The organism is Blastococcus sp. CT_GayMR19 (assembly GCF_004570385.1).
Lineage (GTDB): Bacteria > Actinomycetota > Actinomycetes > Mycobacteriales > Geodermatophilaceae > Blastococcus_B.
Genome location: NZ_SPQL01000001.1, coordinates 515085 through 529335 on the forward strand (window position 1 = coordinate 515085; position 14251 = coordinate 529335).

Genomic DNA, 14251 nt, shown 5'->3' on the forward strand with positions numbered 1-14251 from the left:
CGCCAGGTCCGACAGTCCTGCACATCCGCTGCCTGCGGGCCTTCCGACCGGCCCACGCCGGGTGCAGCGTGGTCTGGCATGACGGCGGTGATCTCGGTGTCCGGTTTGGTCAAGTCCTTCGGGCGGACGCGCGCGCTGGACGGCCTGGACCTCGACGTCCGGGCCGGGGAGGTGCACGGCGTCCTGGGGCCGAACGGATCGGGCAAGTCCACGACCATCCGAGTGCTCCTCGGGCTGCTGCGCCCCGACCGCGGCGCGGTGACCCTGCTCGGTGGCGACCCCTGGCGTGACGCCGTCGCCCTCCACCGGCGATTGGCCTACGTGCCTGGGGATGTGGTGCTCCGGCCGACGATCAGCGGTGGGGAGGTCATCGACCTGCTCAGCCGGCTACGCGGTGGGGTGGCCCCGCGCCGACGGGCCGAGCTGCTTGAGCGCTTCGACCTGGATCCCCACAAGAAGGCGCGGACCTACTCCAAGGGGAACCGGCAGAAGGTCGCCCTGGTCGCCGCACTGGCCTCCGACGTCGAGCTCCTCGTGCTCGATGAGCCGACATCCGGCCTCGACCCGATCATGGAGGCCACCTTCCAGAGCTGCATCCAGGAGGTGCGCGCCCAGGGCCGCACCGTGCTGCTGTCGCCACATCCTCGCCGAGGCCGAGGCGCTCTGCGACAGGGTGAGCATCATCCGCAAGGGCCGGACGGTGCAGAGCGGCACGCTCGCTGAGCTCCGCCACCTGACGCGCACGTCGATTACCGCGGAGACCCGGGTCCCGCCGCGCGGGCTGGCTGACCTGCCTGGGGTGCACCACCTGCACATCGACGGCAGCCGGGTGACCTTCGACGTCGACAGCGCGCACCTGGATGGCGCAGTCCGGCACCTCACCGACGCCGGCCTCCGAACCCTGGCGAGTGCTCCACCGACGCTGGAGGCGTTGTTCCTCCGGCAGTACGGCGACGAGCTGGCCGCCGCCGGTGACATCGACCTCGCCGCGGCCCGACTCTGATGGCCAGTCCGACACTGGCCGGCACCGGTGCGCTGCTCCGGTTCGCCGTGCGCCGGGACCGGGTCAGGCTGCCGGTCTGGGTGCTGGCCGGCGCAGCGCTGGTCGTGACGCAGTCGTCGTCGAACCAGTCGTTCTACCGGACCCCGGAGTCGCCCGCGGCGTACCGCGCCTCAGCCGGCAGCAACGCCGCGAGCATCGCCTTCTCCGGGCCACCGATCGGGCTGGAAACCGTGGCCGGCACGATCGCCTTCGAGGTCTCCAGCCCCGTTGTGTTGCTCACTGTGCTGATGGCGATGTTCACCACCGTGCGGCACACCCGAGCCGATGAGGAGGCCGGCCGCACCGAGCTCGTCCGCTCGGCACGGGTGGGCCGGCACGCCCCGTTGCTGGCGGCAACGCTGCTGTCCGCGTCTTGCTGCGGAATCCTCGGGGGAGCCATCGCCGCCGGGGCGGTGCTGAGCGGCCTGCCCGCTCCGGGCGCGCTGGTGCTCGGGGCCGCCACCGCCTCGGTCGGCCTGGTCTTCACCGGGCTGACGGCGGGCTGCGCCCAGGTGACCGGCGTGTCCAGGGGCGTCTACGGCATGGTCGGCGGCCTGCTCGGCCTCGCGTTCGTCGTGCGGGCCGTCGGCGACATCACCGGGAACGGGTTGTCCTGGGCGTCGCCGATCGGCTGGGCGCAGGCCACGCACCCGTGGGCGGATGACCGGCGCCGCGCTCGGCTACGTGCCCGCGGTGTGGGTAGTGGCAGGGCTTGACCGCCACCTTGATCGGCCTGGCGCCCTTCGCGGCAGTGAGCACCGCGTGGGCGCTGTTCGGCGCTCTGCTGGTCATCACGCTCTTCGCCGAGAGCTTCGACTGGCCGGAGTGGATCAGCAACCTGTCTCCGCTGGCCCAGACCCCGACCTTGCCGGCGGAGAGCTGGTCGGCGACGCCCGTGCTGACGCTGCTGGTGCTTGCCACGGCACTGCTCGCCGCCGGCGCGGTCGCCTTCCGCCGCCGGGACCTCACGACCGGGTGAGCACCCGCACGACGCAGTGCGCCTGGCGCCACAGGTCCCGCACGCCCAGTGCCCTCCTCCTCTGACCGGTGGCCAGTGCCACCGCGAACCTGGAACCAGTCGCCGCCCCATGGGGCGATGGCCTCAGTGGCAACTCGAGAATCTAGGAGCACACGATGAGCGCAGACCGACCGCACGTCCTGGTGACGGCCGCGAGCAAGCACGGCGCCACCACGGAGATGGCTGAGCACCTGGCCCGCTCCCTGCAGGAGTCGGCCGCAGGTCGCCGCTGTGGGCTCGTAGCGGTGTCCGTGCCGATCGAGCAACGGCCCGATCCGTCCCAGTACGACGCGGTGGTGCTGGCCAGCGCGGTGTATGCCGGACGGTGGCTGGAGCCCGCCCGGCACTACGCCGGCGAGCACGCGGCGGCGCTGCGCGCCCGGCCGGTCTGGTTGCTGAGCAGTGGCCCGGTCGGCGAGCCTCCCTTCCCGGCCGACGAGCCGCACGACGCCGAGCCGCTCCGCTCGCTCGTGGGAGCACGCGCGCACCGCGTCTTCTCCGGACGGCTGGACAAGCACCTGCTGGGCATCGGAGCGCGGGCAGTGGTCACCGCCATGCGCGCGCCGGTCGGCGACTTCCGCGACTGGGACGCCCTCCGCGCCTGGGCCGACGAGATCGCCGAGGAGTTGGCCGTACTGGCCCTCGGCACACCCCAGGCGCCGGTCAGGTCACCGAGCTGACCGAGGGTCGACGTCCCTGTCACTGGTGACGTTGTCCCCTGCCCGGCGTGGGCCGGGACTGGCGACGCTCGATGGCGACACGCAACCGCGGACGTCCTGCGATCGGAGATCCCCATGAAGGCCGCCGTCGTCACCCAACTTGGTGCCCCCCTGCAGATCCTGGACATCCCCATCCCCCGACCCGCCCCCGGCCAGGTGCTCGTGCGGATGGAGACCAGCGGGCTCTGCCACACCGACATCCACGCCGCGCACGGCGACTGGCCGGTGAAGCCCACTCCGCCGTTCGTGCCCGGACACGAGGGTGTCGGCGTCATCGAGGAACTCGGCGAGGGCGTGACCGTCCGCTCGGTCGGCGAGCGGGTGGCGATCGCGTGGCTGGGGTTCGCCTGCGGCGCGTGCCGGCACTGCATCGGCGGATGGGAGACCCTCTGCGAGCGACAGGTGAACTCCGGGTACTCAGTCGACGGCACGTTCGCCGAGTACGCCGTCGTCGCCGCCGCCTTCGCCACCCCCGTGCCCGACGCCGTCAGCAGCCTGGACGCCGCTCCGCTGACCTGCGCGGGTGTGACCACCTACAAGGCGATCAAAGTCGCCCACGTAGCGCCGGCCGAGACGGTCGCCGTGTTCGGCATCGGCGGGCTCGGTCACCTCGCGCTGCAGTACGCCCGGATCGCCGGCGGTATCGCCATCGCCGTCGACGAGCAGGACGACAAGTTGGCCATGGCCCGTGGGCTCGGCGCCGACGAGGTGGTGAACGCCGCGACAACCGACCCGGTCCAGGCGATCCAAGCCTTGGGCGGCGCAGATGTCGCGGTCGCGCTGGCCGCCTCACCGCAGTCGTTCGACCAGGCCTACCGGTCTCTGCGCCGCGGTGGGCGAATGGTCTGCGTGGCCCTGCCTGCCGACGGGACGATGTCGCTGCCGATCTTCGACACCGTGCTCTCGGGCAAGTCGGTGATCGGCTCGATCGTCGGCACCCGCAACGACCTGGCCGACGTCTTCGCGCTGCACGCGGCCGGTCGCACCACGGTGATCGCGGTCGAACGAAAGCTCGAGGAGGTCAACGAGGCGATGGCCGACGTCCTGTCCGGAAGCGTCCCCGCGCGCGTCGTCTTCCAGTTCTGAGCCCGGCCCTGCCGGGAGTGACCCACCGGGACCCCGGTGGGTTGGTCCGCGAGGAGGCACTCGTGCAGGTCAGCGAGATCATGACCACCCAGGTCACCACCGTCGCACCCGACTCGTCGGCGAAGTCCGCCGGTCAGGTGATGGCCGCGCGGGGCTTCGCCGCTCTGCCCGTGGTGGACGGCAACCACGCCGTCATGGGGATCGTCGCTGAGGCCGACGTGCTTCGCGACCGGCTCGCCCAGGACCCGCGGCTGCACCTACGGCGCGATGCTGGAGACGGGCCGATCCCCCCGCTCCTGGTCCGCGGGGTGATGACCACTGCCGTCCGGACCGTGCTGGCCACGGCCGACGTGGCAGAGCTGGCCAACCTCTTTCTCGACGAGGGACTGCGCAGCGTGCCCGTGCTCGACGACGGGCGGCTGGTCGGGATCGTCAGCCGCCGCGACGTGCTGCGCGCACTCGGCCGACCGGACGACGAGATCGGACGCGACGTCCTCCGACTTGTGGACTCCTACACCGGTCGCCCGGGTGCATGGTCGGTGGCGGTCAGCGAGGGTGTGGCCAGCCTGAGCCGTCCGGTCGCGGTACTGCCGGAGCCACCCGCCGAGGACGCCGCAGTCGCCCAACGGGACGCCGCCGTGGACGTTGAGGCCGTGCGAACGCTCGCCCGCACGGTCCCCGGGGTGGTGGCCGTACGCTGCTGACTAGCTCGGTCCCTCAGCGTCAGAGGACCACGGCCCCCACCTGAGAGGTCCGGCGCCCCTGCTGTCGAGGCCACTCCTGGTCCACGGTGGACCCATGGACGCCGACACTCGACCGCGACGAACGCTCGCCGCCACGCTCCGTGGCCACCTCGTGAACCCGGTCGTCCGTTACCTGCTCCGAACGCCGGCGCACCGGCTGCTGTCCGGGTCAGTGCTGCTCCTGGCGTACACCGGCCGGCGCTCAGGCGTGCGCCGGGAACTGCCGGCCATGTTCGCCGTCCTCGACGACCGCTACGTCGTGGTCGCTGGGCAGCCGGAGACGAAGACCTGGTGGCGCAACTTCACCGGCGACGCCCGACCGGTGACCGCGACCGTGGCCGGTCGGCGCCACAGTTTCCGGGCTCGGCTTCTGGAGCCGAGTACCGCCGAACACCAGCTGGCGCGCGACGCCTACCGCCGGCGGTACCCGCGCGTCCCCATGGAGGACGCGACACCGGTGCTCGTCCTGACCCCCGACCACGATGCCTGACCGAGGAGTGTCCGTGCGACGACGACGGTGGATCGACCTCAGCCCGCGCCAGCAGACCGCCGTGCTGGTCATGGCCTCGGTCCAGCTCTCGCTCGCCGCCACAGCCTGGGCCGACCTGGCGACGCGAACGTCCACGGACGTGAACGGCAGCCGGACGACGTGGGCGGCGGTGATCGCCGTCAACGTGGTGGGGCCCCTGGCCTGGTTCCGCTGGGGCAGGCGCCCTCGCGGGGTCGCGCGGTGGTTCCGTTGATCCCGATCCGCACCCACCCGGCCAGCGGCCCGTCCACCGGATTGGCGACGACCCCGTGGGTGCCGTCCCCGCCGACGCCGGCCGACTTGGCCCGACAGGTGCGGGACGTCGTGGCAGACCTGCCTCGGTTCCTCACCGCACCTCTGCTGCGGAGCTGGCACCTGCGCTGGGGCGCAGACCCCGCGGAAGTCGCGGACGGGATGCCGGGGGACGACCTGTTCCCCCGCGCCCAGTACCGCTGCACCCGGGCGATCACCGTCGCCGCCCCGCCGGAGGACGTCTGGCCGTGGCTGGTCCAGGTAGGGTGCCTGCGCGCCGGCTGGTACAGCGACGAACTGCTGGACGACCTGTCCCATCCCAGCGCCCGGGAGATCGTTCCGCATCTGCAGGACCTGAAGGTCGGCGCGTGGCTGCCGATGGCCCCCACGCCGTCGGCGACATCGGCGTTCGTCGTCGACGGCTTCGAGGCCCCCCGATGGATGCTGTGGCGGACCCCGAGCAGCAGCTGGGCCTGGCGCCTGGTCGCGCTGCCCGACGGAGGCACCCGGCTGATCACCAGGTTGCACGCGGTCTACGACTGGCACCGCGTCAGCACCGCGCTCTGGGTGCCGCTGATGGAGTTCGGAGACTTCCCGATGATGCGGCGGATGCTGCGGGGCATCCGCGAACGGGCCGAGGCCGAGCATCGCCGCCTGGTACCGCTTCAGGTCGACGGCCGCCGGCTCGCCCTCATCCGCCGGGTCCACACTGCGGCCTGGTTCTCGATCGAGTCCTGCGTCGGCTATCTGCTCTATTCAGGGCTGACCGGCCGCAGCGACCGGCGGGCCGGCGCGGCCGCGGCGGTCGTCGCCGGCGAGTGCCTGGTGTTCACGGCCGGCGGGTTCCGCTGCCCGATGACGGCGCTGGCCGAGAACGCCGGCGCCGCCGGTGGATCCGTCACCGACATCTACCTGCCTGCCTGGTTCGCCCGGAACCTGCCGGCGATCCACCTGCCGCTGCTGGTGGCCATCGGCTGCCTGCACGGGCGGACTCTGCGCCGGCGACGCGCCGGCCGGCCGCCCGGCCGCGCGGGCTCGTGAGCGTCCGACCCCATCGTGGCCAGGACCGTCGCCGGGATCGGCAGCTGCAGGGCGCTGGTCGCACTCCCGGCCCCGGGTGTATCCCATCCGCGAGATGGGCGCCCGCCAGGCCGCCGCGGCTCACGCGTTCCCCCGGCCCCCAGGCGCGCTGACTCCCGCTGACCCAGCCGCTCAGCGCACTTGCTCCCTGGTCGCCAGCCCATCGCACAGCAAGGGTCGGGAAGAGTTCACGTGCCGGCGGCCCGCGAACACGACGAGAAGAGGATCTCGGTGGGCGTCGACGCCATGCGGCTGACCGAGCAGGGCACGGCCCCCCGATCGCCAGGTCAGTCGCGGGAAGCGTCCCTCGATCCCCCTCGCGGACTGACCAGTGCGGAGGTCGACGCCCGCCAGGTCCCGGGAGGCAACCGGCTTCCGGTAGAGCCTCCACCGTCAGCGGTCCGCATGCTCGCGGCACAGATGGTGCACTTCTTCGCCCTCGTGCTGTGGGCCGCGGCGGCGCTGGCGGTGATCGGCGGCATGCCGCAGCTGGGGGTGGCGATCGCCATAGTCGTCGTGCTCAACGGGGTCTTCTCCTTCGTCCAGGAGTTCCGGGCGGATCGGGCCGCCGACGCGCTGCAGGACCTCGTCCCCCATCGGGTCTCCGTGCTGCGGGACGGACTCCGCCAGGACGTCGACGCCGTGGAGCTCGTGCTCGGTGACCTCGTCCTCATGGAGGCCGGGGACCGGCTCGCCGCCGACCTCGAACTGCTCGAAGTGCACGGGTTGCGGGTTGACGAAGCGATGCTGACCGGGGAAAGCGCCCCTGTCGCCAAGGGGCCGGGCGATGCCGTCCACGCCGGCTGCTTCGTCGTCGAAGGCGAGGGCTCGGCCACGGTCACCGCCGTAGGTGGCAACACCCGGCTGGCTGGCATCGCGACCATGACCCAGACGGTGCAGCAGGTGAAGAGCCCGCTGAGCCGTGAGCTGGACCGCGTGGTCCGGGCGATCACCCTGCTCGCCGTGGGTCTGGGGGTCGTCTGTTTCGGCGTCGGACTGCTGCTCGGACTGGCACCCGGCGACGGCTTTCTATTCGCCGTGGGGATCACCGTCGCCCTCGTCCCGGAGGGCCTGCTGCCGACCGTGACCCTCTCGTTGGCGCGCAGCGCGCAGTTGCTGGCGCGCGGCAACGCACTGGTCCGGAGGCTGGAATCGGTCGAAACCCTGGGCTCCACCACCTTCATCTGCACAGACAAGACCGGCACGCTGACCCAGAACCGGATGGCGGTGATCGAGGTCTGGACGCCGGTCGGGACGACGGCGGTCCACGGCCAGGGATACGAACCCGTCGCCGAGGTCACCGGGCCGGCTGCGGCGATCACGTCGACCCGGGAGCTCGCACGGGCGGCGGTGCTGTGCTCGACCGGCCGCATCCGGCAGCAGGGAGGTGCGTGGGTCGCCTTCGGGGACCCGATGGAGGCGGCGCTGGACGCCCTGGCCCGACGGGCCGGAGCGACCGCTCTGGAAGCCGCCGACCGACCGGGCACGAGACGCTTCACGTTCGATCCCCGCCGGCGCCGGATGTCGGTGCTCGTCGACGGAGTGCTGTACGTCAAGGGCGCACCGGAGTCCGTGCTGGACCGCTGCGCGCACGTCGAGGGAGCGGCCGAGGCGGCCGCGCAGATGGCCCGACGCGGGCTGCGGGTGCTGGCCGTCGCCGTAGGCACCGCGCCCGTTCCCGTCGGTGCCTCCGGCGACGATGCCGAGCGAGGGCTGAGCCTGCTCGGCCTGGTGGGCCTGGAGGACCCACCCCGACCAGGGGTGGACGCTGCCCTGGCCGAGTGCCGGCGCGCCGGCATCCGGATCGCGATGGTCACCGGAGACTCCGGTGCTACGGCCGAGGCCATCGCCCGAGAGACCGGGCTGTGGCTGACAGGCAGCAGCTTGGTGGTCGAGGGCCGGGACCTGCCTGCTGACCAGCACGCGCTCGCCGAGCTGCTCGACGTCGACGGGGCCGTGGTCTGCCGAGTCGCCCCAGAGGACAAACTGCGGATCACCCAGTCGTTGCAGTCCCGCGGTCATGTGGTGGCGATGACCGGTGACGGGGTGAACGACGGCCCGGCTCTGCGTGCCTCTGACATCGGGGTGGCGATGGGCCGCTCGGGCACCGACGTGGCCCGCCAGGCCGCCGACCTGGTGCTGCTCGACGACCAGTTCGCCACCATCGTGACCGCAGTACGCCAGGGGCGCGCGACGTTCTCCAACATCCGGCGGTTCCTGACCTACCACCTGACCGACAACGTGGCCGAACTGACGCCGTTCCTGGTCTTCTCCGTCACCGGCGGCGCAGTGCCGTTGGCCTTGGGCGTCCTGCAGGTCCTGGCCCTGGACATCGCGACCGACCAGCTGCCGGCTCTGGCGCTCGGTGCCGAACCGCCTTCAGCGCGCGTACTCGACGGCCCGCCACCTCGACACCGCCTCATCGACCGCGGGTTGCTGGCCCGCGCCTTCGGGCTGTTGGGGCCAGTCGAGGCCACCGTGTCCATGACCGCCTTCCTGGCGGTGCTGCTGAGCTCGGGGTGGAGCTACGGGGAAACACCGTCGGCGGTATCGCTGGCGACCGCCTCGGGCGCGGCCTTCACCGCCGTAGTGCTGGGGCAGGCGGCCAACGCCTTCGCCTGTCGGAGCAGCACCCGGCCGCCGTTGCGCCTGAGCTGGCGGAGCAACCCCTTGCTGCTCGGGGCGGTCGTGGTCGAGCTGCTGATCCTGGTCGGCATGCTCGCCGTTCCGGCGGTGGCGGACCTGCTCGGCCACCGGCCGCCCTCGGTGCTCGGCCTGGTCATCGCCGGGTGTGCGGTGCCGGCCGTGCTGGCCGCCGACGCCCTCGCCAAGCTGGTGGCCGCTCGACGGGCACAGTCGAGGGCAGTCGCCGCCGACAACTGAAGGCGACGATGGCCTGCGGCGGCCCGCGGAAGTCGAGTCCGGACAGGAATGTTCACGCCTCGCGAACCGACGGCTCGGGCAGGTCAGTGAACGCCAGGGAGACGCACGGCAAGCCGGGCCGCAGGGCACGCGGTGGCCGCCCTGCCGACTTTCCGCCTGCAGCGGGTGCTGGCACAGTGGGCGGCGACTCGACGGCCGGAGCGACAGTGGCGCAAGACTCGCAGGAGCAGCACGCCCCGGCGACCTCGATCACGGGGGCGTCCCTGGGCACGATGCAGCGACTGTTCGACGCATTCCTCGACGTGTCCACCGGCCTGGACCTCGACGAGACACTGCGCCACATCGTCGAGGCCGCCGTCGCCTTGATCGATGCGCAGTACGGAACGCTGGGCGTCCTGGATCCCGCCGGTGTGATGATCTCCTTCGTTCACGTCGGCCCGGATCCGGAGCGCGCCGCAGAGCCGCGACCACTCAGGTCGGTGGACCGGGAGACCGTCAGCTTCCTGAGCGTGCCTGTGACCAGTCGCGGTGAGGCGTTGGGGACCCTGTACCTGACGGCAAAGCGGGACGCGCTGTTCAGCGCCGAGGACGACACCGTTCTCTCCGCACTGGCCGGGGCGGCCGGCATCGCGATCGCAAACGCACGGATGTACGAGGCCGCGGAGGTGAGCCGCATCTGGCTCGCCGCGGTGACCGACGTGCGGAACGCGCTGCTGCAGGGCCGCTCGCCACAGGACGTCCTCGATCTCGTGGTCGACCGGGTGGCCGTGCTGACCGGCGCCACCGCGACGCTTCTGGTTAACGGCCCGGCCGACGCAGACGGTTCCTATGCGCTCCGGGCGTTCACCGGATCTGCTCCGCAGGAACTTCCCGGGGTGCAGTTGGACGAGCGAGCCGGCCCGGTCCTTAAGGCTGTGGCCGACGCAGGGGACGTCGTCCTCCTCGACATGTCCCGATCGGCGTCCTCCGGCGGTGCGGAACAGATCCGGTGGGGGCCCTGCATCGCCGTTCCGCTGCGCAGCGCGGTCGGTGGCGGGTCGGTCGTCATCGCACTGCGACGGGCCGGTTCACCGCCCTTCAAAGCCTCACTCGCCGCCCTGATCAGCGCCTTTGCCGACCAGACCGCACAGGCCCTGGACCTGGCTGCCCGGCAACAGGCGATCCGCCGGACCGATGTGACCGAGGACCGCGACCGGATCGCGCGCGACCTGCACGACCATGTCATCCAGCGGGTCTTCGCCGCGGGCTTGAGTCTGCAGAGCGCGCTGCCCCGCATCAACGACGCGGAGGCCTCCAGGCGAGTGCGCTCGGCGGTGGAGCAACTCGACGAGACCGTACGGGACATCCGCACGACGATCTTCGACCTGCACACCTCGGACAGTGCCCGGGACGGGTTCAGCCTCCGTCGCCGTCTACTCGACATCGTCACCGAGACGGCCGGCGCCGATCTCAGACCCTCCGTGCGCATGTCGGGTGCCGTCGACAACTTGGTTACCGGCGACCTCGCCGCTGACGTGGAAGCCGTCGTCCGCGAGGGGGTCAGCAACGCCGTGCGACACGCTCACGCGGGCGCGGTGACCGTCACCCTCGACGTCAGCGAGAACCTCGTGGTGGAGATCGTTGACAACGGCAGGGGCATCGACCCGGAGGCACCGCGCAGCGGTCTGCGGAGTTTGGAGGAGCGAGCTCGCCGCCGGGCGGGCGGGGTTTCGATCGTTCGCCTGGAGGACGGCGGGACACGCCTGCGCTGGCACGCCCCGCTGCAGTCTGAGCTGCTCAGAGGCCCGTAGACCGGGCCCGGCGCGGGGCCTTCAGTTCGCTGAAGAGCGATCACCGCCTGAGTCCTGCTCCCCGTGCCGAGCTTCGCCAGCAGGTGGGATACATGGTTCTCACCGTCCCCGGTCGGGAACATTCGCTGCCCGATCTGCTGGCCGCACCGCCGCCGGATCAGGTCGAAGGATTAGCAGCTGACTTGCCACCGCGCGCGCAAGACCGGCCAGGCAGCACCGACGAGGACACCCAGCCCTGCCCCCCATGGTGAGACCAAGCGCTATGCCGGGTCCGCCGGCGACCACGAGCCCGACGGCCATCCCAATCCCCGCGACCAGTGCCACGCCGACACCCACTACGTCCCGCTGCGGCCTCGTGTCAGGCACCGCCTCCCCACTCCGGTTGGTCGCTTCGATCAGGCTCCGGGACGCGGCACGCCCCGCTGCACACCTGAGCTGCTCAGCGCCCAGTGGACCGGCCCGGCGCGGGGGCCTTCAGCTCGGTGGACAGGATCGCCGCCTGAGTTCTGCTGCCCATGCCGAGCTTGGCCAGGAGGTGGGACACATAGTTCTTCACCGTCTTCTCGGCCAGGAACATCCGCTCCCCGATCTGCCGGTTCGTCAAGCCCTCGCCGATCAGGTCCAGGACGGTGCGCTCCTGCTCACTGAGTCCGGCCAGCGGCCCCGCAGGCTCCGTGGCCCGGCGCATCCTGTCGAGCACCGCCGTGGTAGCAGCCGGGTCGAGCAGCGACCCGCCGGCGGCGACCGTGCGCACGGCCGTCACCAGATCCTGCCCGAGGATCTGCTTGAGCAGGTAGCCCGCGGCACCAGCGAAGATCGCCTGGAACAGTGCCTCGTCGTCGCTATAGCTGGTCAGCATCACGACCCCGAGGTCTGGCAGCTGGGCACGCAGGTCACGGCACACCGTCACCCCGTCACCATCAGGCAGCCGGACGTCGAGGATGGCGACGTCCGGACGCAGTGCCGGCACCCGGCTGATCGCCTCAGCCGCGTTCTTCCCCTCGCCGACCACGGTGATGTCCGGATGGCCAGAGAGGATGTCGGCGACCCCACGCCGAACCACCTCGTGGTCGTCGAGCAAGAAGACCCGGATCGCCGGCGGCTGTGCGGTGCTGCTCATGACGCTCCTCGGCCGCGCGAAGGACCCTCGCGGGTGCGCGGGCTCGGAACGCGGGGCAACCGGGCTCCACGCTAGTCGTGCGCCGGGCTCGGGACGTTGGTCCACCCTGCCGGGGACCGGGGACCCGTCCGCAGCACGCCCGGAGCGGCCCAGGATGACGCCGTGACCCGAAACCGATGTCGTCGATGACCGAGCCGACCGCTGCGGCCGGGAGCACCGCGGTGCCCGTCCACGAGGCCGCAGCGGCACACCGGTCCGATGACCGCACGCTGGCAGTCCTGCTCTTCGCCGAGGGGACCCTGGTGACGACCGCCGCTGTGCTGGGGCCGCTGGTACTCGACGTGCTGCACTACCGGACCTCCGCGTCGGGGCTGGACCAGATCCGCGGCTCCGATCTCGCCGCGCTCACCGTCATGGCCCCCCTCTGCGTCTGGATCGGCACGTTGGCCCGGGGCGGTCACCCGGCAGCGCCGCTGCTGGCCATGGCGCCCGCCGGGTTCAGCGTCTACATCTGGACGCAGCTCCTGTTCGGCAACGAGTGGGGTCGGCTGCCCGGCAACGTCGAGTGGTTCGCCCCCCTCCTGCTCGCGGTCGTGGGCGTCGGGGTGGCGGTAGCCATCCGGGCGACCCGCGCGCTGCGCGGCCAGCCCCCACTCCCGTGGAGCCGCCGGATGGAGCGGGCCACCGGCGTCCTGCTGCTGGCAGTGGCCGGCTTCGTCGCCGTCGGCATCCACCTTGCCGAGCTGATCGACGCGCTCCGCGACCACCCCGTCGGCACCGGGCTGCTCGGCACGCCCAACGCGTTCTGGCTGATCAAGATGATGGACCTGGGGATCATCGCGCCGGCTTCGCTGCTCATGGGCATCGGGCTGCTGCGCGGCCACTCCTGGGCGAGGGCCCCGGCTGCCGCCGTGCTGGGCGGGTACGCACTACTGGGCTGGTCGGTGGCCGCCATGGGCTGGAGCATGGTGCGCGGCGGTGCCGACGACGCCTCCCCCGGCCTCGCCGTCGGAGCGACGGCCATCGCGGCCGCCGTGACCGGATACGCCGTCGCCCTCTACCGCCCCCTGTTCCGGCGAGGCCCGGCGATCTCCGTCCGCCGGCCCTCCCCCGCCGCGCCCAGCCGTCACCCGTGACAGCTGCCCTGATCCGCCGCTCTGTCGTCGTCGGTGCCGCTCTGGCCTACGCCGTCCTCCTCCGACCGCGGTTGCTGACCTGGGGGGCCACCCGCACCGAGGCGATGGCCGCACTCCCCGGCGACGACATCGTCCGAGCACGGTGGCGGACCACCCGGGCGATCACGATCAGCGCGACGGCGGCGGACATATGGCCCTGGCTCGTGCAGATGGGCTTCGGCCGCGCCGGCTGGTACAGCTACGACTGGCTCGAGCGACTGGCCGGCGCGGGCGACTTCGCCGAGGGCGGATCCGCCCGCAGCGTCCTGCCGCAGTTCCAGGCGCTGGCCGTCGGTGACACCGTGCCTCTCAGCCCGGTGGGCGGCATGACCGCGGCCGTCGTGGACCCGCCCCGCGCGCTGGTGCTGCGGATGGGGATGAGCGTGCTGACCGGCGCTCCGGCCCGGGTGGAAGACCGCGCGATACTTGACTGGACGTGGGCATTCGTCGTCGTTCCCGTCGGGTCGCGGTCGAGCCGGTTGTTCGTCCGGGCGCGAGCGGACTATCGCCCCCGCGCGATCGGACTGCTCATCCCACTCCTGTTGGAGCCGGTGCACCTGCTGATGGAACGGGCGATGCTGCTGGGTGTACGCCGTCGAGTCCAAGGCGCCCCCTGGTGACGGCGACGAGGACCAGCACCGCGGTCAGGTACGTGCCCAGGATCGCCCAGTCCGGCGCATCGAGGACGGCCCTGTCAGATGGTCTGTGTAAGAGCTCGTGGTCCGAGCCTGAGGTTGGTGCCTCAGTTGGGAGCACGCTGTGACTGTGACCGATGACGATTCGGTGGCTGATGGTTCGGGGTTCGGTCCTCCGG

15 protein-coding genes are annotated in these 14251 nt (G+C 71.9%); 14 read left to right on the plus strand and 1 reads right to left on the minus strand.

The annotated features are described in order from the left end of the window. Positions 1–78: 78 nt before the first annotated feature. The 12 genes from E4P39_RS02495 (at position 79) to E4P39_RS02550 (ending at position 11142) form a co-directional block, all read left to right on the plus strand. Entirely contained in the window at positions 79–723 is a 645-nt protein-coding gene (locus E4P39_RS02495; protein ID WP_280790772.1) for an ABC transporter ATP-binding protein, read from the plus strand. Continuing rightward, positions 674–1003 carry a hypothetical protein gene (locus E4P39_RS23110; protein WP_280790773.1) on the plus strand — a complete coding sequence of 110 codons (330 nt, stop codon included), beginning with the start codon at positions 674–676 and terminating at the stop codon, positions 1001–1003. The genes E4P39_RS02495 and E4P39_RS23110 overlap by 50 nt, the downstream gene beginning before the upstream one ends. Continuing rightward, a complete protein-coding gene (locus E4P39_RS02500) occupies positions 1003–1758 on the plus strand; it encodes a hypothetical protein (protein ID WP_135134776.1) in 756 nt (251 codons plus the stop codon). Before E4P39_RS23110 ends, E4P39_RS02500 begins: the two co-directional genes overlap by 1 nt. Next, a complete protein-coding gene (locus tag E4P39_RS02505; RefSeq protein WP_135134777.1) occupies positions 1755–2021 on the plus strand; it encodes a hypothetical protein in 267 nt (88 codons plus the stop codon). The genes E4P39_RS02500 and E4P39_RS02505 overlap by 4 nt, the downstream gene beginning before the upstream one ends. A 155-nt stretch (positions 2022–2176) precedes the next feature. After that, positions 2177–2740 (plus strand): flavodoxin domain-containing protein, encoded by a 564-nt coding sequence (locus E4P39_RS02510; RefSeq protein WP_209306289.1) that lies wholly within the window; start codon positions 2177–2179, stop codon positions 2738–2740. 114 nt (positions 2741–2854) lie between these two features. Further along, positions 2855–3865: a zinc-dependent alcohol dehydrogenase gene (locus tag E4P39_RS02515; RefSeq protein ID WP_135134778.1), complete on the plus strand. Its 1011-nt coding sequence runs from the start codon at positions 2855–2857 to the stop codon at positions 3863–3865. Between the two features lie 62 nt (positions 3866–3927). Continuing rightward, the gene (locus E4P39_RS02520) at positions 3928–4569 is read left to right on the plus strand and encodes a CBS domain-containing protein (protein ID WP_135134779.1); all 642 of its coding nucleotides are present in this window, start codon (positions 3928–3930) and stop codon (positions 4567–4569) included. Positions 4570–4663: 94 nt separating this feature from the next. Then, entirely contained in the window at positions 4664–5098 is a 435-nt protein-coding gene (locus E4P39_RS02525; RefSeq protein ID WP_135134780.1) for a nitroreductase/quinone reductase family protein, read from the plus strand. Between the two features lie 13 nt (positions 5099–5111). After that, positions 5112–5351, plus strand: a complete 240-nt coding sequence (locus E4P39_RS02530; protein WP_135134781.1) for a PLDc N-terminal domain-containing protein — start codon at positions 5112–5114, stop codon at positions 5349–5351. Between the two features lie 110 nt (positions 5352–5461). Next, positions 5462–6430, plus strand: a complete 969-nt coding sequence (locus tag E4P39_RS22530) for an SRPBCC family protein (RefSeq protein ID WP_209306290.1) — start codon at positions 5462–5464, stop codon at positions 6428–6430. A gap of 285 nt (positions 6431–6715) precedes the next feature. Continuing rightward, positions 6716–9352, plus strand: a complete 2637-nt coding sequence (locus tag E4P39_RS02545) for a cation-transporting P-type ATPase (protein WP_135134851.1) — start codon at positions 6716–6718, stop codon at positions 9350–9352. Between the two features lie 176 nt (positions 9353–9528). After that, a complete protein-coding gene (locus tag E4P39_RS02550; protein ID WP_167761521.1) occupies positions 9529–11142 on the plus strand; it encodes a GAF domain-containing protein in 1614 nt (537 codons plus the stop codon). A 439-nt stretch (positions 11143–11581) separates the two neighbouring features. Here E4P39_RS02550 and E4P39_RS02555 read toward each other — a convergent pair whose 3' ends face one another. Further along, entirely contained in the window at positions 11582–12262 is a 681-nt protein-coding gene (locus E4P39_RS02555; RefSeq protein ID WP_135134783.1) for a response regulator transcription factor, read from the minus strand. Positions 12263–12447: 185 nt separating this feature from the next. Here E4P39_RS02555 and E4P39_RS02560 point away from each other — a divergent pair, with 185 nt between their 5' ends. Next, the gene (locus E4P39_RS02560) at positions 12448–13398 is read left to right on the plus strand and encodes a hypothetical protein (RefSeq protein ID WP_135134784.1); all 951 of its coding nucleotides are present in this window, start codon (positions 12448–12450) and stop codon (positions 13396–13398) included. Continuing rightward, positions 13395–14057: a hypothetical protein gene (locus E4P39_RS02565; protein ID WP_135134785.1), complete on the plus strand. Its 663-nt coding sequence runs from the start codon at positions 13395–13397 to the stop codon at positions 14055–14057. Before E4P39_RS02560 ends, E4P39_RS02565 begins: the two co-directional genes overlap by 4 nt. Positions 14058–14251: the final 194 nt, after the last annotated feature.